26 protein-coding genes are annotated in these 19397 nt (G+C 33.3%); 2 read left to right on the top strand and 24 right to left on the bottom strand.

All coding sequences use genetic code 11. The features are described from left to right. Positions 1 to 319: 319 nt before the first annotated feature. The 5 genes from ACK4M9_RS19425 to ACK4M9_RS19405 form a co-directional block, all read right to left on the bottom strand. Positions 320 to 880, bottom strand: a complete 561-nt coding sequence (locus tag ACK4M9_RS19425; RefSeq protein WP_409854261.1) for a hypothetical protein — start codon at positions 878 to 880, stop codon at positions 320 to 322. Between the two features lie 18 nt (positions 881 to 898). Then, positions 899 to 1186 carry a hypothetical protein gene (locus ACK4M9_RS19420; RefSeq protein ID WP_409854259.1) on the bottom strand — a complete coding sequence of 96 codons (288 nt, stop codon included), beginning with the start codon at positions 1184 to 1186 and terminating at the stop codon, positions 899 to 901. A 152-nt stretch (positions 1187 to 1338) separates the two neighbouring features. After that, complete coding sequence (locus tag ACK4M9_RS19415) at positions 1339 to 1422, bottom strand: lipoprotein (RefSeq protein WP_409854322.1); 84 nt, start codon at positions 1420 to 1422, stop codon at positions 1339 to 1341. A 323-nt stretch (positions 1423 to 1745) separates the two neighbouring features. Further along, positions 1746 to 2738 carry an NAD(P)-dependent alcohol dehydrogenase gene (locus tag ACK4M9_RS19410; protein WP_409854320.1) on the bottom strand — a complete coding sequence of 331 codons (993 nt, stop codon included), beginning with the start codon at positions 2736 to 2738 and terminating at the stop codon, positions 1746 to 1748. 347 nt (positions 2739 to 3085) lie between these two features. Continuing rightward, on the bottom strand, positions 3086 to 4021 hold the full coding sequence (locus ACK4M9_RS19405; protein ID WP_409854258.1) for an NAD(P)-dependent alcohol dehydrogenase: 936 nt from the start codon (positions 4019 to 4021) through the stop codon (positions 3086 to 3088). Positions 4022 to 4599: 578 nt separating this feature from the next. Here ACK4M9_RS19405 and ACK4M9_RS19400 point away from each other — a divergent pair. Continuing rightward, the gene (locus ACK4M9_RS19400; protein ID WP_409854257.1) at positions 4600 to 5100 is read left to right on the top strand and encodes a hypothetical protein; all 501 of its coding nucleotides are present in this window, start codon (positions 4600 to 4602) and stop codon (positions 5098 to 5100) included. A 193-nt stretch (positions 5101 to 5293) separates the two neighbouring features. On the opposite strand, the gene ACK4M9_RS19395 is transcribed toward ACK4M9_RS19400, so the two are convergent. The 17 genes from ACK4M9_RS19395 to ACK4M9_RS19315 form a co-directional block, all read right to left on the bottom strand. Beyond that, positions 5294 to 6010, bottom strand: a complete 717-nt coding sequence (locus ACK4M9_RS19395) for a class I SAM-dependent methyltransferase (RefSeq protein WP_409854256.1) — start codon at positions 6008 to 6010, stop codon at positions 5294 to 5296. Further along, a complete protein-coding gene (locus ACK4M9_RS19390; protein ID WP_409854254.1) occupies positions 6007 to 6159 on the bottom strand; it encodes a hypothetical protein in 153 nt (50 codons plus the stop codon). Before ACK4M9_RS19390 ends, ACK4M9_RS19395 begins: the two co-directional genes overlap by 4 nt. 350 nt (positions 6160 to 6509) lie before the next feature. Next, positions 6510 to 7031: a hypothetical protein gene (locus ACK4M9_RS19385; RefSeq protein WP_409854252.1), complete on the bottom strand. Its 522-nt coding sequence runs from the start codon at positions 7029 to 7031 to the stop codon at positions 6510 to 6512. A 32-nt stretch (positions 7032 to 7063) separates the two neighbouring features. Continuing rightward, positions 7064 to 7243 carry a hypothetical protein gene (locus ACK4M9_RS19380; protein ID WP_409854251.1) on the bottom strand — a complete coding sequence of 60 codons (180 nt, stop codon included), beginning with the start codon at positions 7241 to 7243 and terminating at the stop codon, positions 7064 to 7066. 296 nt (positions 7244 to 7539) lie between these two features. Beyond that, complete coding sequence (locus tag ACK4M9_RS19375) at positions 7540 to 7929, bottom strand: hypothetical protein (protein WP_409854249.1); 390 nt, start codon at positions 7927 to 7929, stop codon at positions 7540 to 7542. Between the two features lie 14 nt (positions 7930 to 7943). Further along, positions 7944 to 8408, bottom strand: coding sequence for a hypothetical protein (locus ACK4M9_RS19370; protein ID WP_409854247.1), 465 nt, complete (start codon positions 8406 to 8408; stop codon positions 7944 to 7946). Between the two features lie 112 nt (positions 8409 to 8520). Further along, positions 8521 to 8751 carry a hypothetical protein gene (locus tag ACK4M9_RS19365; RefSeq protein WP_409854245.1) on the bottom strand — a complete coding sequence of 77 codons (231 nt, stop codon included), beginning with the start codon at positions 8749 to 8751 and terminating at the stop codon, positions 8521 to 8523. 150 nt (positions 8752 to 8901) lie between these two features. Beyond that, positions 8902 to 9234, bottom strand: coding sequence for a hypothetical protein (locus tag ACK4M9_RS19360; protein WP_409854244.1), 333 nt, complete (start codon positions 9232 to 9234; stop codon positions 8902 to 8904). A 138-nt stretch (positions 9235 to 9372) separates the two neighbouring features. Continuing rightward, complete coding sequence (locus tag ACK4M9_RS19355; RefSeq protein WP_409854242.1) at positions 9373 to 9837, bottom strand: hypothetical protein; 465 nt, start codon at positions 9835 to 9837, stop codon at positions 9373 to 9375. Positions 9838 to 10073: 236 nt separating this feature from the next. Next, positions 10074 to 10379 carry a hypothetical protein gene (locus ACK4M9_RS19350; RefSeq protein ID WP_409854241.1) on the bottom strand — a complete coding sequence of 102 codons (306 nt, stop codon included), beginning with the start codon at positions 10377 to 10379 and terminating at the stop codon, positions 10074 to 10076. 142 nt (positions 10380 to 10521) lie between these two features. Continuing rightward, the gene (locus tag ACK4M9_RS19345; RefSeq protein WP_409854239.1) at positions 10522 to 10941 is read right to left on the bottom strand and encodes a hypothetical protein; all 420 of its coding nucleotides are present in this window, start codon (positions 10939 to 10941) and stop codon (positions 10522 to 10524) included. Positions 10942 to 11100: 159 nt separating this feature from the next. Then, positions 11101 to 11613 carry a GNAT family N-acetyltransferase gene (locus ACK4M9_RS19340; protein ID WP_409854238.1) on the bottom strand — a complete coding sequence of 171 codons (513 nt, stop codon included), beginning with the start codon at positions 11611 to 11613 and terminating at the stop codon, positions 11101 to 11103. A 102-nt stretch (positions 11614 to 11715) separates the two neighbouring features. After that, a complete protein-coding gene (locus ACK4M9_RS19335) occupies positions 11716 to 12240 on the bottom strand; it encodes a GNAT family N-acetyltransferase (protein WP_409854237.1) in 525 nt (174 codons plus the stop codon). 271 nt (positions 12241 to 12511) lie between these two features. Then, a complete protein-coding gene (locus ACK4M9_RS19330; protein WP_409854236.1) occupies positions 12512 to 13270 on the bottom strand; it encodes a GNAT family N-acetyltransferase in 759 nt (252 codons plus the stop codon). A 230-nt stretch (positions 13271 to 13500) separates the two neighbouring features. After that, positions 13501 to 14478: a phosphotransferase enzyme family protein gene (locus tag ACK4M9_RS19325; RefSeq protein ID WP_409854234.1), complete on the bottom strand. Its 978-nt coding sequence runs from the start codon at positions 14476 to 14478 to the stop codon at positions 13501 to 13503. Between the two features lie 49 nt (positions 14479 to 14527). Beyond that, a complete protein-coding gene (locus ACK4M9_RS19320) occupies positions 14528 to 15070 on the bottom strand; it encodes a GNAT family N-acetyltransferase (protein WP_409854232.1) in 543 nt (180 codons plus the stop codon). A gap of 216 nt (positions 15071 to 15286) precedes the next feature. Then, positions 15287 to 15586 (bottom strand): CD3324 family protein, encoded by a 300-nt coding sequence (locus ACK4M9_RS19315; RefSeq protein WP_409854230.1) that lies wholly within the window; start codon positions 15584 to 15586, stop codon positions 15287 to 15289. Between the two features lie 809 nt (positions 15587 to 16395). On the opposite strand from ACK4M9_RS19315, the gene ACK4M9_RS19310 reads away from it, so the two are divergent. After that, entirely contained in the window at positions 16396 to 16887 is a 492-nt protein-coding gene (locus tag ACK4M9_RS19310) for a hypothetical protein (protein WP_409854229.1), read from the top strand. Between the two features lie 659 nt (positions 16888 to 17546). Here the strand turns inward: ACK4M9_RS19310 and ACK4M9_RS19305 are convergent. Further along, positions 17547 to 18062 (bottom strand): hypothetical protein, encoded by a 516-nt coding sequence (locus ACK4M9_RS19305; protein WP_409854228.1) that lies wholly within the window; start codon positions 18060 to 18062, stop codon positions 17547 to 17549. Between the two features lie 307 nt (positions 18063 to 18369). Next, on the bottom strand, positions 18370 to 18768 hold the full coding sequence (locus ACK4M9_RS19300; RefSeq protein ID WP_409854226.1) for a hypothetical protein: 399 nt from the start codon (positions 18766 to 18768) through the stop codon (positions 18370 to 18372). Positions 18769 to 19397: the final 629 nt, after the last annotated feature.

Genomic DNA, 19397 nt, shown 5'->3' with positions numbered 1-19397 from the left:
AATTCCTTGTTCCACAATCCTGCTTTTCAGTTTAGTTTAACACAATTTTCCAGTAGAAAGGACATAAGATAACGGGCTGCATAACAGCCCGTTATTTTACTATTGCCTCCGTTTGTTTAGCAATTAATGATTTAGTGGAGAGCAAATATTAAGAACAAATATAGTAGCGGAAAAGTTGAAACCAGAAAAGGAACAACAGCAACCCACTTCTACCATTTTTTTTATATTTAAAACCTATTGTAAATAACACAACATTCAAAATTAAGCCTATAACCATAAAAATTTGCATTTCTAAAAACGTTATAAATATACCTCATTGTTAGTTCGAGATTTTCACCTCGTACTTATATTCTATTTCATTTAAATTTGATAATATATCATCTAAGTTAAAAAGCTGTTCCGTGTAGTGTACACCCGATGAATATTTATTTTCGACTAACTTATTTGCTATTATCGAAGCAACATTCCCTGTTATCTCGGTATTATTTGAACCAAATATTACTGATTCAATTGTCACTTCTTTACCCTCAATTTCTCCACACACTTCAGCTTTAATTAAATAATCATTTGAGCCAATTTTTAACTTTTCAAAAATATCTAACGCTCCAACAAATATCTTAACAAAGAACTTTTTAAAGAACTTATAGTTTAATAGGTTAAAAACACCTAACTTTTTTAGTATTGCTAATTCATTTGTTGTAAAAGCGGAGTCATAGAAAAATCGAGAAGATACATTTTCTAATTCAAGTGTACTACAGACAATATGTTGATCAGCGAGGTCAAATCTATAAGCTTTCCTTTTTCCATACTTCTTAGGTAACTCTACATATTTACCTTCCGTAAAACTACCTACTTTCAGCATATGGATTCTCATCAACATTTGGAATACGGGCAATCCCTACAATCTAGCATAGCGCCCTAAAATTCTAACATAGTGATTCTTATTGCTCCTTTTTGCCTCTTTAAGGTCTCCTAATTTTTTTACTAATTCTGTATCTAAACCTGACGTTGAAATCCACTCTAGGTTAGGTTGCTGTCTATAATCCTCTGTCTTGAGCCCTGCTACCCAATTTGCCAACTTCCCCTTCTTTTTATATTCTCCTAAACCATCTATCCACTTCGTAATTATGCGGTCTCTTTCTTCAGTGTCTTCCGCTTGAAGTACCTTTGGAATCATATTCACCAATTCTTGATCCCAATCAATTTCTCCTTTTGCCACTGAAGGATGTTAGTATTTCAAGAAGCCCCATATCTTGCCGAGTAGAGCTAAATTATTTTTCTTTTCTTCAGTAAGTCTCATTTCCTCCCAGATGATAGATTCTACTGGTACTGGTTTCTCTACTTGTACACTCTTTGTTGTGTACTATTTACACAACTAGTTAACAAGCTTAGGATTAACAAAAACACCAATATTCTCTTCATTACTTAACGTTTTCCAAAAATACGATTTGGTGGGACAAGGTACCTGTGATCTGTACCCCTTGTCAAGGACAACTTCTCGTTCTCCAAACACTGCGTATTGCTCATCCTGAAGTTGCTAATGTGAGATTTTTCCAATGCAAAACGGTAGCAACTTTTTTCCAGTAAGGTACATTATTCTTTGCCGATTATAATGATAGACATGGTAATTCTTGTAACTCTGTGAAAGTGGGTTAATATCAAAAGAACGTCCTATATTTACATTGCAATTACTTAGGTGAGTGAACGCACCACTGCATCTGGTAATATTGTTCATAACAAAAATATTATATAATTATGACTACATCTCCCTTTTTGAGGCCCGTTTCAACATAATGGTGCGCCTGAGCAGTCTGTTCCAATGGATAGCATCTATCGATAACCGATTTTATTTTGCCCTCCTCCATAATCTCTTTGAGGAAAATTAAGTCTTCAGCCTTTTCGTTTGCTAATGCACAGACAACTTTCTTGCTGCCTATTATGGAAGTACATAGCATTTGAAAAAGCTGTTTTATCTTAAAGCTAGCTAATAGATAGTGCCCGTTTTCCTTTAGCGAACCTTTACAACGTGAAAACGAACTTTTCCCTAAGATGTCAAAAATAAGATCGTAAGTTTCACCGTTTTTGGTGAAATCCACTTTGTTGTAATCAATGGCCTTATCAGCACCTAATGATTTTACATATTCTATTCTCGGAGTGCTACATACTCCGGTAACTACTGCACCAAAGTATTTGGCAATCTGTATCGCTGCTGATCCTATCCCTCCAGATGCACCATTGATAAGCACTTTTTGTCCACTATCAACATTGACTTTTCGAAGCAAATTCAACGCCATTATTGCCCCATAAGGAACAACTGTGGCTTCCTCATAGGACATATTCGCTGGTTTCTTTGCCAATAATCCTTTTTCTGGCATACAAATATACTCCGCATAAGCACCCATTTTTTGGCCGAGATATCCAAAAACCTGGTCTCTAGGTTTAAATGATTTAACATCTTTTCCGATTGATTCAATTTCCCCAGCAAATTCGCTACCCAGTATGGTTATCTTAGGTTTCCGGAATCCAAAATACACTTTTGCAAAAAACCAGAAGAGTAAGGGCATGTTGAATTTACGTGGTGAGATTTCTCTAAAATTCCGGGCCACAATATCTCCGTATTTTACAGATGTTGCATATACCCTAATCAATACTTCATTGTCATTGGGAATAGGTTGTTTCACTTCTTTTAGTTCAAGAACATCCGGCGATCCGTATTTTTTACATACAATTGCTTTTATTTCAACCATCTCCTTTAAAAATACGAAGTGTAAAAATTACTTACCTCATTATACCTTAAATGTTAAGTGAATTTTCAGTTTTTTTAAACGAGTATTCCACATAAGCGCAAACGGGGGAAGGTTCCGATCTGCCGTTAGCCCAAAGGACGGTGAAAAGAGCGAATGGACCCTTGCCCTTTGTCTGCAAAAAACGAAAACTAGTGTCAAATACGAAAGACGATTGCTACTAGCACAATCGTCTTGTTAGTGAGTTATTCTATAACCAGTATGGTTGTACGCAGCAAATTGACTCTGCTGTTTTTGATCTTTCCAATTCAACATTAGCTCCTGTTAGTGTAGTGAAGAATTCACAATCTATTATGGAGTTGATGATTAGAATGTTCAACCTTGATGACAACATTACCCTTTTTGTGTCCTCCCTCTACATATCTGTGAGCGTCTACAACCTCTTGTAATGTATACTCCCTATCAATAATCGGTTTTATTTCCTCTTCCTTTATCAACTTTTTAAGGAACAACAAGTCTTCTAATCTTTCCTTTGTTGGAGATTTTACAGAGATATAAGTTCCATTCTTCACTAAGATATCTTTACATCGAGACTTAGATATCTTTCCTACAGCATCAAAAATAATATCATACTCAGTTCCTCTTTCTGTAAATACTTCCTTAGTATAATCTATTACTTCATCAGCTCCTATAGATCTTACTAAATCTATATTATTTGTACTACATACTGCGGTTATTTTAGCTCTATAGAACTTAGCAAGTTGAACTGCATATGACCCTACCGATCCCGATGCACCATATATTAGAATCTTCTGATCTTTTTTTATATTTCCTTTTCGTAATAGATACAGTGCTGTCATGCCCCCAACTGGAATGACAGTCGCATCGGAAAAAGAAATGTTCTCAGGCTTTTTTGTGACAACTCCTGTCTTAGATTTTTCTGGAACACATACATATTGCGCATTACCTCCAAATCTTAATCCAGTCGTAGTTCCAAACACTTGATCTCCCTTTTTAAAATCCTTAACATTTTCACCAACACTTTCAACCTCTCCAGCAAACTCAACTCCAGGTACCTGCATAGCCTTAAAGCCAAACATTAATCCAATAACGGAAAGAATAAAGCGCGGAATTATACGTAATTTGACATCTCCTCTTGTAACAGAAGAGGCATACACTTTGACACAAATTTCATTTGGTTTTGGAGTAGGTTTACTAATTTCTTCCAGTTTCAGTACATCCGGTGAACCTGATTTTTTGCATACAATCGCTTTCATGTATTTCCTCCCTCTATTTACGAATCATCATTATAAATAACAAGCATTTTTCCTTTCCATTTCTCTCACAATTCTTCATTGATAATTAACTCAGACATAAAATGAGCCACATTAATTCTACTCGTTTTTCCTGAATAAAAAATGGCACTTTTAATAGGTGAAGGAAATTCAGAATTCTTACTCAAGTGGTATATTAAGTTTAGTATTTATAATTGGAGTAGACATTTCCTTTTCCTCTTTTCATATTATGATATATCCCCACTGGATATTAGTTAATATGAACTACTATTTTTTATTCCCATTAACAATCCTGCATTACTCCGTACTTTTTCGCTAACTTCCGCTGTACAATGATATTTATTCACCTAAAACCTCACTCAAACAATGGTCTGAGGAACATATATCAAACTTTATTTTTTGAGCAGTATAGGTCAACTAAGAAAGACGATTGCTATGAATTCAATCGTCTCTCTTAGTTGGTTATTATATTACCAGTGTGGTTGCAATAAAAAATTGGTTATATGATTATCAACAAATGATATAATTCATTTAAATCTATATCCTAGGAGTGTTTCTATATGAAAAATACCAATACTAGACTAATACAAATCCAATGGGAAGGTCCTTTCAACTTAATCGACCTACCTTCTTTAACTAATGGAGAATTTGATTATGGTATATATCAAATTTACGGTAAACACCCTGTTTATGGAAAAGATGTTTTATTGTATATAGGAAAAGCTGATTATCAAACTCTTGGAAAAAGAATTTCTCAAGAAAATTGGCTAAACACTAACGATGCCAACAATAACAAAATTTACGTTGGTAGATTACATGGTACTATTACACCACCAGAAGAAGTATGGTCTAAAGAAATTGACCTTGCCGAAAGATTTTTAATTTATGTTCATAAACCTGCATATAATGCGAGAAGCATTTCGTCACTACCTGACTCTGAAATTCAAGATATTCATATATTGAATTGGGGTAGCCATAGAGATCTTCTTCCAGAGATATCTGGGTTAAGATACTCTACCAAACTAGATGATGTAGGTTATGAATTATATAAATGGGGCTGATAATCAGCCTCTATTTGTTACAAGTTTAGAATCTACTGTGCAGTATTTAGTAAACAAAAAATCGGAAGTCCATTTAAACCTCCGCTTATTCCTTTAACGGTAAATATGTTTACTTTTATTGCCCTCCCATCCCCTATAAGAGGAAGTTATATCTCTTTTGTTGTTAGCGCGGCATTAGAAAATCATTACACTTTTAGCGATAAGATATCGTCTTTCTTACTACGAAAGTGATAGCATTTGTTTTTAACAATACAGTTCTTTCATCACGAACAATTTTATATTCCAATGGCTTTACTAACTGATTAACTACTTCCCATCCATTGTAAATATGCCTTAATTTATTCAACATGTCTTCAGTTTTAATATTAACCTCCATCATCACATCTAATTTCTCGTTTGTATCTAAATCAATTTCTTCTACTTCTGAATTAACAATTAAACAGTTTATTCCTTCATTTTTTGTTCCTACTGCCATTTTTCTAATTACATTTTCAAAAACATCTTCTGATTCAACATGCTCTAATGTTGATACGGCAACGATTAAATCATATACATTTTTAGCAATATCGTAATGCCCTATATCTACTTTTATCGTTTCAATTACTTCTTCTACTTCATACTCTTTGCTATAAAGTTTTAAATTATCTAATGCAGAATCCAATAAATCGACACAGACAACTTTTCCATTTTTATTTTTAATTTCTTGTGCAATTGGGATACTGTTTCTTCCCACTCCTGAACCTAAATCAAGAACTTTAGGATTAGTTTTTCCTTTGAGCAATGGTAGTAAATCAATTATTGTTTTAACTGGTTTATTTAGCCATGAACCCTCCTCGAATAATTTGTAATTTTCATAACAAAAATCATGGTATTTCTTTTCTTCTTTACGAATTAAATCAACTCTACTCATTTAAAACTCATCCCCAATGATTTCACTCTAGTCACTTTCATTAACTGTTCAATTTTTTCTTTGTTATGTAGCTGCCAGGAACTCGTCGATTGCTTCCAATTCAACTGAACGGATTGGCAATGCTTAGTATGTCGCAGCCAAGATAGCATAAGGGATTCTCCCATTTCAATTTTCATTTGCGTCTGGTCCTTTCTGGTCCTATTATTCTATAGAAAACAGCCTATCCTCGGAGTTGTTACAACTCCCTTTTTCAACTATAAATGGAATTATATATGAATTATTCGACAAGAAGTGAGGAGTTTCTTTGTTTTTGGTTGAAAGTGAAAGGAAAATAACAAAAAGTAGCCTATCAATTCCTCAACATGAGGAAACGATAGACTACTTGGTGGGACAGATGGTCAGGTTCACTGTCCCTCTGTGTTCACTATAGTCTTAAACGGTGGGACAAGGTACCCCCTTGTCCCATCCCTATCTACATGCATAGCTAACTTCCACCCCACTAAAATCCGATTATTTTTTCTAATAAACCCATCTGCTTAACTACTTCAACATCATCAATAAAATTTTGCAAACTAATTTTAAATTTATTATTCTCTAAATCTTTAGAGTAACCAAGACATAAGTTTAATATACTGTTCAATTTCTCTCCTGTACCAGCAATAAAATATTGTGTAAGTGTATGGTTCTTTTCACTTGCAAGTACAACAACCGCCGCCATCTCTAGTACATATTCTAAATCTTCGTCTGAAATAGTTCTATTCTTTTTATTTAGGCTATTAAATTCATAGCTATTTATAGAATGAATTCGTCCCTCAAGGAATTCGAGTATCGCTTTCTTATAGATAACGTAAACTCCTTTAACTAGCTCGATTTCTGGAGCATATGGATCGTCCAATATATATTTAATACGTTTATCTTCTTTAGATATCTCTATTCCTTCTAAATAATATTTTAATAAATAATCTACATCTTTAATTTGTTTTGGTGGAAATGATTTCTCTAAATAAGAATTATAACCCATAATATACATCCTTTATTAATTAAAATAATAAGTTACCAGAGTTTACCCCCACCATAGAATGAATGTGTACCATAATCATGCGGGTGATGATGTGCAAATGTACGCTTTCCATTTCTAGGACTAGGTGGAGAATGTGGATCATTATGTCTATATCGCCCAGTTGGCGAAGCCCATTTTGCAAGAATAAGTGCGTTTGATGATCCAATACTCAAGGTATCTAATCCATTTTTTAACCTAGAAATGGCCTTTGTTTTAGATCTACCTGGTCCAACCCATAGTCCAATTTCAGCTTAAACTAATTTATATGTAAACATTCTAGCAATCTCGTGTTCTATTTACATATTTTACTACAATTCAACTAAGTTTTCTAATTTATTATAGAGGGACAGGTCCACTGTCCCTCTGTTGGGACTTATCTGTTCGCTATAGTCTTAAACGGTAGGACAAGGTACCTGTCCCCTTGTCCCATAAAAATTGATTTATACATTTTCCTTGTAAACTGTATTAATTAGCGATAAAAAATAACAATTTCATTTCCATCAACATCGTAAACATCCAATCCATCACATTTAATGAGGTCCAGATTCTTTTCGTAATTATTATCGATATCAACATAATGAAGTTGTATTATACCTCCAGTATTTAACCCCTCAATAATCTCCATTGCTCGCTTATTGGAATCTGTAAACTCAGCTTTAACTATATCACCAACTTTGAACTTATCGGTTTTTTTTTCAACGATTTCAACAGAGAGAGACTTCTCGCTAAGTATTTCCACTACTTTCGTCTTAATTGATTCTGGTGAAAAATCAGCATCGATATTACCATCTTTCTGTTTTTGGCATCCAGCAAAAATCACCAAGGATAGAATTATGAATATGATAATTATTTTTTTCATATTATCCTCTTCTCTTAAAAATAATTAAAAGTTTTTTCTAATAGCATATCTTTGAGGTCAGATGGTAGTTTGATAAAGTTTCCATTTCCTATATTCGCTATATTACCACCTTCATAATAGTCAAATTGAAACAAGATAAGGCCGTCTGAACGTCTAATTATTAACTTCATGTCCCTTTCGATGACACTATTATGGAATTCTTCTTGCGGTATTTTACCTTGTTCTAAACTTTCTTTCATGGCACTAAAAATAAATTTTAATTCCTTTTTGTTACTACTTTCACTACCAATTGTCCAACCATTTTTATTGTCCCAGTATAGATATTCTATCTTTGCTGGATAAGTATAATTAGACCAATCTTTGTAAGTTACTTCATCCGAACTAAAAGATAGAGGATTGAACATAAATTTTTGATTTAATATGACCACTAAAACAACTACCGCTACTATTGAACTAAGAATAATCCAAACCTTTTTCAAAAAAAACTCTCCTCGTTGTTGCTTATTTAACGCTACTGTTCGTTAGCGTACCACGCAAAAAGAACGGTCTTCAAAACAGACTTCCCGTCCTTATGCTAAAGCCTCCTTTAGTTTAATGACTTTCCTTTTTGAAAGACACGATAACAAAGATAATTCCAATAAGGAAAAATAACGCTATAAAAGGGTTATCTAATATTGGTATTGTTTTTGGATTAGTTGCATACTGTCCAGTGTTTATTTGTGCTGACCAATAGACGTATCTACTTAATCTTTCAATCGTAAAAATTAGTCCACTAGTTAAAATGAACACAGATCCTAAAATTAGCCTTTTATTTTTATCCAATACATTACCTCCTTGGTTTAATAAAGGAATTTGATTTTTTTTAAATACCTAATTTCTCCTAAACTAACCTACTCAATACTTCGGCAAAGAGAAGGCGATAACCTTTTTTAAGCTATCGCACTCGTTCGTGAAAAGTAAGATTTTAATAAATTAGTCCTTTTCATGTTCAATGGTTTCGAGTTTATAATGGTTATCAAATAATCTTTTATAGTATCTAATTGCATACTTTTCATTTTCTTCGACGAGATCCCAAGTTGTTGCTGGTACTTCAATTTTAATTTTGTGATTAGGGTCATATTCACTTCTTAAAATAATATAATGCTTGCTGTTAACTAAAATTTTCTCCTCTGTCTTCATACTCAATGCTATTCCAGCACTTCCAGTACGTTCATATACATAGCTAATCCCGTACACAATTGGCATTAAAATAATCAGAAATACAGCAAAATTAATAATGCTAATTTGTTTATTAATTTTTCTCACCTCTTTTGTTATTCACTATTGATTATTTGAATATTAGAAAGTTACTCATTATTGAAGTATTCTGCTTTAATAATGAAACAAAAGCTTTAATGCTGCTGTTCCAGTAAAGACTCAGTTAGCTAGCTCAGTAAGCATTATTTAATTATCAACCATATCACTTAGACTCCTATATACTCCAAAAGGTATTTCATGAAACCCTTCTTTAATATAACCCTTTAATTCTATATTGGGATACCAAGTATCGAGTAAATCAGTATTTCTGAATACTTCTTTTATAGGACAAAATATTGAAAACTTAATACTTTCACCTGATTTAAGTTTTATTGGATTTGTTATATTGCTATCTACTTCTCCCTCAATCACAAAGGGATTATTCATTGAACCATTAGGAGTAATTATTGGATAATTCATATAAAAAATAAGATGTGATAATTCATAACCAGTATTGTTTGTAACTTCAAAAGTATAAGACTCAAACTCAGAATTGCTTTCGGCATGAACAACTTTAAAAATAACTTTGTCACCACGAAATGGTTTCATATCTGTTGAACAGCCAAATAAAACTCCAATTATAATAAAACTTAATAAAATTGAATACTTCATTAACCTAACACGCCCTCATATTTACTAACTTAATAATGACAATATCCGACCTGTTTGTTCAATAAAAAAACAAATCCCTTGTTAATTTATATCTCTCCCCAAATAATTCTGCAATTCGAATAGGTCCTACTGCACAATTTAGATTTTTTTGTTGCATTAACCTGCTCGTTAACGGAACAAGGGAGTGCTACTCATTATTCAAGATAAGCTTCCGTTAGTGGAGTAACAAACGCACATTAACCCCACCACATAGCCAAAACAAATAAAGACCAACAAGAAATAAAGAAGCTAATTCCTCCAAATACAGAAAAATATAAGGCAATTTTACTCTTATCAAATCTTCGTTTCTTATATTGAAGATATATCAAAACAAAAGAACTAAAATACAAGACTATACTTGTTATCGTTAAGACAGTTAAATAATATATTGGATGTTTTTCAGCTAAATTTTCATTCAAAAAGTAAGCCACCCCTTGACCAAATATTGCAAATATAGTCGCTAAAATTAAACTCCCAAATATGATAGCGTTAGTTTTACTCACCAATATCACCCCGCATTGATAATTTGATAATAAATTAAAAAATTATAGTTACAACATTTTCTTTCACTAATCTGCTTCGTTAGCACCACAACAGCAACAACGGCTTGTTCCATTAAAGCTCACCGTTACTTAAATAGGCGAATCATTTTTCGCTTAAATACTTTCGATAATTTTGATTATTACCGTTAACTACAATTCCAATAAAATCATTGCAATTATCATCAGCGAATAAGAATTTCACCTCAACAATTCCTTCGAATGAAACTGATTTATGAATAGGTTTGTTTTCTAATTGAAACAAGAAAACAACTTCTCCATCTTCCTTTTGTTTAGTTAAGAATTGCTTGTGTTCGTCTTTTAAAGTCCCTATCTTCTCAGCAAATTGACCACCTAATTCTATGCCAACAATGGGAACGTCCCTCCCTAAGTCTAAGCTTAAGTAAGTGTTTTCTGGTAACTCCTCTGTATCTGTAATTTCAAATTTACATGGTTCAGTAAGATTAATATAAGCCATTCCCGCAACAGAATCATATGTTATTTTTTTTTTGAAATCATCCCACACTTAAATGCCCCTTCCTTACAATTCATTCTTCACCAATTGTTAATAATGAATTGCTAAAAAACTATTCTCTTCAATACTGGAACAAGAGTAGCGACAGCTTCTTTCACTATCGCATTCGATAGTTGAACAAAATTTGTTATTCCTTATAAAATCAAAAATCTAGTTCGAATCGAATATTTGCACAAATTTTTTAGCAGTCTCTAATTCTTCAAAATTTCCTTTTGTATATTCATATATTACTGAACGCCAAAATATCTGTGCTTTAGTGTTTTCACGTTCTTGTGCAACTTCCCATTTTCCAGCATGTCTACTAAACACTTTAAAAGCAACTAATTTACCGATTCCTTTTCTTCTCCACTTTCTCAAAATAAAAAATTCAGCAATGGTGTATGTAATGTCTTTTCTATTTAAACAAGAAACATTGTTAATTAACACAAAACCTGCTAAATTGCCATTTACTTTTAACAAATAAGGGATTCTCCCTTCCTCTTCAATACTCTTTGATGTCCAATAATGGTCAAGATAGAGATATTCAAACACACCAAAACAGTTTGGTTCACTTCCATTAAACTCACTTACATCATACTCATAAAGATTTATTAAATTCCGAAGAACTCCTTTATCCTCATACTCAGCTTTATCAATTTGTAAATTGAACTGCTCCTCTTTCATTGACTTCCCCTTTCCGAATTCATTATATATAACCTAATATTTCTCCGTTAGCGCCACTACGAAATCGAGAACTTTTGTAACTATAGCGAAATTCTGAGCTGCTCATAATTCAAGGAGTTGGTTGGTCCTAGAGTCTAGATATTTAATCGCATGAACCGAATTATCCTGAATGATTCCTGATTCTACAAAACCCAATGAAGCGTATAATTCTTTAGCTATGACATTACTTTTATGATAAAAGAGGTCTACAGATTCTGCATCGCCATTTGGCATAGTTTCAATATCCGCCAACATTTTTTCAAAGGCAAGCTTGCCATATCCTTTCCCCTGATAACGCTTATCAATCATAAAATGCCAAATGAAATAGGTCTTCTTCCCGTAATAAACTTCATTTTGAAATGATTCATGATCCGTCGTATCATAAATAAACATCAAAAATCCAACCATCGTATCATTCGCATAAATAGCTAATGGAGAAGCTGGTATACCATCTGTGTTCAACATATGAGCGTCTGCGAAGCATCTAAGGTTAGTAGTTTCTAATATAAATTCTTTCTGGTTTTCTTCAACATCAAGCGTTATTACTTCATCTATGTTATCCCCGTTTATTTTTCGTAATTCAATCATTTTTTTATCTCCTCTCTAAGTCAAACCACTTTCGACATAACCTGTTTTCCTTGTAAATAAATTCCACATAAAAAGCGTTAATTCCTTCTAGAATTAACGCCATCCGTTAGTGCAAGATGGTTGATTGTTTGTTTCAAGTTAGAGTAGCGACAGCTTTTTATGCTATCGCCCCCGTTAACACAATAAACAAAAGGCACATCCAGTGTTAGGCGAGAGGAGTTACCGCCAACGACAGCTCCTGATTTTCAACTATTGCATCCGTTTAGTTGAATTAAGTTAACTCTTTTAATCTCTTCATTGCAGAATGTACCGTAAGTCTATGGAACGAAATCAATACATTTTTATAAATTACTCCATAGATACCATAAGGCGTAGGTGAAAGTTCCAACAATTCTTCTCTATCTTTTAAATCAATAATTTGTGTTTTAATATCTAATTTGTTTGCTCCCTCTATAACATTGTCAGTTGCTATATCTACAAATGGACACTGCTCTGTTCGTAGGATTGTTAATTCGTTAAATCTTTTCAACCTCTCATCCCAATCCTTTGGAAAATGTGGATTTGGGAAATCCCCAAATTTATATACAAGTAGTTCAAAACCATAAGGAGCTTGTTCAATTTCATAAAAGTTATTTTTTATAAAAACATCTTTACTTGGTGTCCAAGAAGTTTCTGGATTTGTAATTACGATAACTCCATTTTTGTTTTGTTCCTTCGCATCTTGAATACATTTATCAATTAATTTTGAAGCATATCCTTTCCCCGTAACATTTACCCATAAGCAATGAATAACCAAATAATTATCTCCATAGACAACTCTTGAAGAATATTCAATTGGTGTATATTCAATAAAGCCTGCTGGTTTGTTGTCATCCATTATTTTTATGTATTTTAAACCTTCATTAAACCTTCCTCTTATCCAGTTGTTCTTATTTGTATAACCTGTTGATTTTGGCTTACTGCGAAGACAGTAACAACCCGTACCTTCAAGATTTTCTTCGTTTAACTCTACTATTTCAATAGTTTCCAATCTCTATTTCTCCCCCGTTATTTTTATGTGCTTATTCAAGAATTCTGCTTCTTTAGTTTAAGTGAAATAATTTACAAATTCATAGATCTTCATAAATCAATAATACCAAAATAACAAGTTGTTGCTCTTAGTTTTCGTAAGAATGATCAGTCATTTCTATACTACCAGTCAAAAATTTCATTATAAACAAGTAAAATATTTCAGAAGCTCAATCTTTACTATGCAATGCTTTACTCTTCAAGTAAAAAGCGTTCATTGTTAAGGAATCTCTTACAATATTTTTCTACTAGCATAGGAAATGCGGTAGTTAATCCTTCATGCTCTGCTGCATTCCGGGAAAGAAATGCAAAATTGCCGATGATCGCCCAGATAAAAAATGCTTCTAGAAGTTTTGGATGGTTGTCTGGCAACCAGTGATCTTGTCCATAATAGCGGACGAACTTCTTTCGGTTATCTGGTACAAGGTGTAAAAGAGTCTCTGCAATATCAAATAAGTAAAACCCAAAGCCACATGACGAGAAGTCAATAGGGTACGGCTCGCCCTCATGAAAAATATAGTTACTTTCGTGCAAATCAGCATGAATAACTCCCCATATCTCAGGCTGTTTCTCCATATTAGTAAGTAGCGCTACTATTTTTTTCACCGTGTCGTCAATCACTTGAAAGTCCTGTCTAGTCAGGACACCTGCGGTTATTAGCGGCTCTAATTGCTGAAGAGAATCCACTAGATGATCGCTGTTGTAGGATAAACGCTCAAACCCCTGTGGAGCCTTCCAGTTAGCAGCGTGCTTGTGAAGCTTGATCATCAATTGTGCAAGCTTTTTCAGCTCATCCTCAGTTGGCTGCCGGTCTAAGGTTTCTCCTTCAAGCCAATCCTGTAATGTCCAGTATGCTTGCTCTCCCGTTGTTCCGTCACTAACTTTTGTTGTCCATTCTCCCATTGTATTTTTTACTGGCCTCTGGACCTTTATAGTTCTCTCCGTTGCCAGTGCTTCAAGCCACATGAACTCGGATTCTATCATATTTTTTGAAACGGATGCTTTATGACTTTTTAATACATACGTTTTTTCGTCTAGTGTATCAATTCGAAAAGCCACATTATCACTTTCTCCCAGAAACTCGATTTGTTTTACACCACCGAGGTTATAATCGTTCATCACCATTTGCTTAATTTCAACTATATTCATTACTTCTGCTCCACTCTTCATGCTCTTTCCACCTCAACCACTCCGTTTTTTTCTAGCAATAGGCTAGTTATTACTTAATCGTATTTTTAAATCTAAATATTAGTTTATAACCATCAAACGTCTCTCCGAACTCCTCCGTAAAGTTACCGTTCGTATAGTTTCCAATTGTTTTTCGCCAAAAATGTTGCCCTCTTTTATTCGTTTCAGTAGTAGGGTTCGTGAATAACTCCCATTTTCCCCTATAACGCTCAAATAGCTCAACAGCCGTATATTCAGCTATCCCTTTCCCCCGAAATGGTCTAAGAAGAAAGGCTTCATGAACGAAATAATCAATTCCTTTGTTACAGTACGGAGGTGACGAAATCAACATGAAACCTGCTGGCCGACCATCCACTCTGATTAAATAAGGAAAAAGGGTGTCAGGTTTCTGCCACCAAATATTCTGTACGTCATATTGGTCATTCAAGGTGCGATATTGATTGCTTTCTTCAAAAATCCCGTGCTCGTTTGGATAGTGCCCATATATTTCAGCCAAATCATGTAAATATAAGGGATATAAATTTCTTATTATGTATGACTCCTCTTCTTTAACCAGTTCAACGCTAACATCCATGTTCATCACTCCCTTAACCCTTAAAAAGTGTAATTGTGATTTTCTCGCAACCTTCTAAATCCCGCTAATGTTAATAGAAAAAAGGATGCCCTGACCGCTCAATATAGCGTAAGTAGCATCCAGTCTTGCGTTTTATTTAAGCATTTATTCTTTTACTCAGCGCTACTAAATTAACTGTAGCACAATTGTTAGAAATAGCGTTGTTCAAGAATGATTCTACCTTAAACTTGAACACGTACTTAAGCAACGTCTCTTCTCTTGGTTAATGATCCTCCTGATGCTAGATTCAGAGAGATAGTTTTCCTTCGCCAATTGAATGGTCGACACTCCTGACTGATAGCGACAGAAAATAGCCTGGTTTCTTTTGCTTAAATAGCTTTTCGTCCCGTTTTTTTCTCCCCAAGCTTTGTGGGTTTCTTGTTTCTTGGGTATATAAATATATCCGCCATCAATATATTTTTGAATCACCGTAATAAGTTCTTTTGGTAACACATTTTCGATGTTGTAATACTTCATCTCTTTGCTCCTTCCAAAATGTTCATTTCAGATAGAAACAAAGACTACAAAGCCGAGAACAATGAAGGAATATTACTAGTATTTATTAGGCTCCAAACAAAGTATAGCCGACTCGTTGTGTAGTCTTTGTTTGGAGCAGACGGTAAACTTTGAAAAATGCCTTTTGCCGCTCATTTTGTCTCACCTCCAGTAAGTTGGGAATACCCTCCTTTAAATATTTATTCCACACACATTGTATCTTTTCCTTTTTTAATCATTTGTAAAGTAAATCATTTTTAGTGAAGGTAAATGAGTAGCGACTGTTGTTATAATGCTGCGATTGAAGCTAAAAGAGACTATGTAGTGAGAATACAGCTAAAACGAACGTTTAGTTAGATGATTAAACCCTTTTAGTAGGTAGGTTTTTATTTTTGCTGCACTGTTTATAGTCAAATGCGAAGAAACGATCACTTAATAAACGTGATTGTTTCCTAATATTCAGCAGTATCGTTGTACTAGGGAGTAAATGATTTTGTTGTTTTTTCGTAATTCTTAATCAACATAAGCAATCGTTACTTTAATTACCTAATTTCACAATGATATATCCTCACCCGTTACATCAATAAGAAAAACGTTATACCTCTTATTTAAGGAAGGCCTTCGAGATCACAACTACAAGAAAAATGATTGGTGATTGGAATTTAATCTCTGTTATGGAAACATATGATATAGTTAGATTAGCAAAACCTACATTATGACAAAGTTTTTGAAAATCATTGGAGCAGTACTATATTTAGTTGTTCAGGCAGTTAATAAAGGAGAGTAATAATATGTTTAAAAGAAAAATAGTAACTTTTTTAATTTTAGTAGGACTAATATTAACTGCGGTATTAGGGTGGTCTAGTTTTAGGGGAAAGATGTATGAATATGAAAATTCAGAAACAATTAAGCAAATTGAAATGTATAACCTCTCATATGAGATAAAATTACCCAATAAAGTCCCATTTGAAGAAATGTGGTTATATGAAACAAATTTTGATAAAAATGGTGAACAAGTTACGGTAATGTTGATGAATAAAAATAAAGATACACTGGGTATTCGAATAAGTAATAAAGATTTTATTTACGAAGCTGATTCAGGACAAAATAATATCATAATTGGGAAGGAAAAAAATGGGGTTTTAATACCTGATAACTCTGGGAAAAGGATCCTGTATTGGAATGACGAGGGTATAAACTACGAAATTACTTATTATTCGAAACTAACCCCAAAGGAAATAAGTAAAAAACAATTGGTTATGATGGCAGAGTCCTTTAAATAGTCTTCTTACATTTGTGAATGCACTTGCAGGAAAAAACGAGGACTTTCATAAATTTGGAAGTCCGTCTTATAAGCAAAAAATTATTATTATACTTTAACAGTAAGCTCTGAATAGAAATCCATATCTTATTACCCACTTTAAACTTTTCTTCTAGCTTAACATAATTCCCCTGACCTAACTTCAACTAAACTGCTTCAATAGTTGAAAAGCGATAGCTCTGTACCGCTATCGCATTCCGTTAGTAAAACAACTTTTATGTTAGCCTTCCAATTAACCCTCCAAACAAATAACCTGCAAAATATATAATAAAACCTGCCCCTACATATATGGCAATACGAATAAATGTATCTTGTTTTGATATAAAATTGTAAATCTTTCTTATGGTAGTCCCCCCCTATTCTCAATTATTCTGCTGGATAGTTTAAGTGAAACACTTCACAAACTAAAGTGTTTCATAGATAAATCATACCAGAAAATAACAAATAAGGTATGAAAAGAATTATTAAATTACTTGAATCTATGAAGTTAGTTGGTTTATTACTTGCTGCGTAAAAGGATTTTACTATGCAACAGGTATTTAACTTAACCAAGATAATATCTACTAAATGATCCGATCTATCATTCAAAATATTTACTCAACTTGTCATAGATCGAGCAATTTATTCTGAATAAAGCAACAAATTCCCCTTTAAGTGTTTTATATTCTCTTCATATGCATTCTTATCCCAACCAAAAATATTATCCGCTTTATGTTTTCCAGGTGTTTCTTCCCATCGCCATAAAGTATCCCTAATCATGCTAATGTCTGTAATAGCGCTTTGCAGCACTTCATCAGAAGGTTGAATATCTTGTTCTATCCAACTTTTTACCATATTAATATAAAAACCAATTACATCTTCCTGTGTATCTATTCCAAGCATAATAATAAAATTTCTATGTGCTTTTAAAGCACTATATAGATCTGCGTAGGCATATAGCAAGTGTTCCTTATCAGATAAATTTAGCATGTTAGTCAAATGAACATCTGCACTTAATCCATCTTCGTATAAATTATATAGAGCGACTAGACGGATTTCTGATTCAGCATTTTTTTGAGTATATAAATAATAAAGTGGGATATTGCATAGTATTAGTAGAACTATAACAAAATTGATAAATGTTTTTTTGAATACCATAAAAAATTCCTCTCCACTAAGTAGCTCTCCAATATTTCTTATGGATCGTACCTTTCATCTGTTTCCCAATTTATAACGTTCCATTTGGGTATCCCTTGATAATACTGTCTGATAGTTTTGTAGATTGTTCCTTAGACTAAACAAATTCGCGTTGAAACTGAGGAATTTTTAACAATCCCCTATCTATGTCGTGTATTAAATTTGAAAAAGTCATTGATTGTGGTTCTGTATAGACCTAACAGGCGGTGTTGCTGTTACCTCAACACTAGGATCCTAGGATCATGCTACTATATTTTTCTTCTGTAATTCATTCAAGTCTATTAATATATATTATTGCATCTTCAGGCGTAAGATAGTCTCTTCCTTCATCAAGATGGAAAGTAGATCTCTGACGTTCTATTTCTATAAATTTAGTCACTTTATCTTCATAAAGAAAAACCAATAGATAAATATCTTCTCTCCAATCCAAATTACTACGATCTTTAAAATCAACCCCTAATTGATAAGACATGTAACTTTCATTGGTATATGGTTCAAAAAGAAATGCTTTATCCCAACTAAACTTTGTCATTTCTGCTATGTCAATTTGTGTATTTTCTTCCTCTCCGATAATTTCAAATAATGTTTTTTCTAATTTCTTATCTTGCTTTGATCCACACCCAACTAATAACACTAAAACAAAAAAGAAGATTGTTACTTTTTTCAAATTAACCACACCAGTCATTTTTAATTTTCACTTTATGATATAAGATAAAACACGATTTTACAAGTATCCCTTTTTTTAGGTTTTTATGAAAATTATAACATGTGAAACTAGTGGAAGATAATCCTGATCTAACAAGAGACAGAGGGACAGGTTCACTGTCCCTCTGCTATGACTTATCTGTTCACTATTCTCTTAAACGATCGGACAAGGTACCAGTGATTTGTCCCCCTTGTCCCATGAAGTAAAAAAGCCTACCCCCCCCCTTTTTTATAACGAGGAATTTAGACTTTGGTTTTCCTTATTTAGCTAGTTGTGGAAATAAAATTTTTTTCTGAATCGTATCGTTTTACTAACATGAAAATAACCATTTTCATTCTCTGTGGTGTATAGCTGTTTATGCGATACATGGACGACCACTTAGTAAATGATTTTGTTGTTTTTTCGTAATTCTTATTCAACATAAGCTCTCCGTTAGCTGAAATAGGATTGATTAATCTCTTTTGGTAGACCCAATAAAAGATAGTATTAAACCCACTACCACTATAAAGTAACCTAAAACTCCTAAACTTAAATTATTATCTAGTGTGACCACACCACCAACTAGTGTAATGTTAATCCCTAGTAGCATC

The sequence above is a fragment of the Anaerobacillus sp. genome, assembly GCF_046314235.1.
GTDB lineage: Bacteria > Bacillota > Bacilli > Bacillales > Anaerobacillaceae > Anaerobacillus.
Note: the sequence above shows the minus strand (reverse complement) of the source record. Positions and strands in the feature narration are given on the sequence as shown.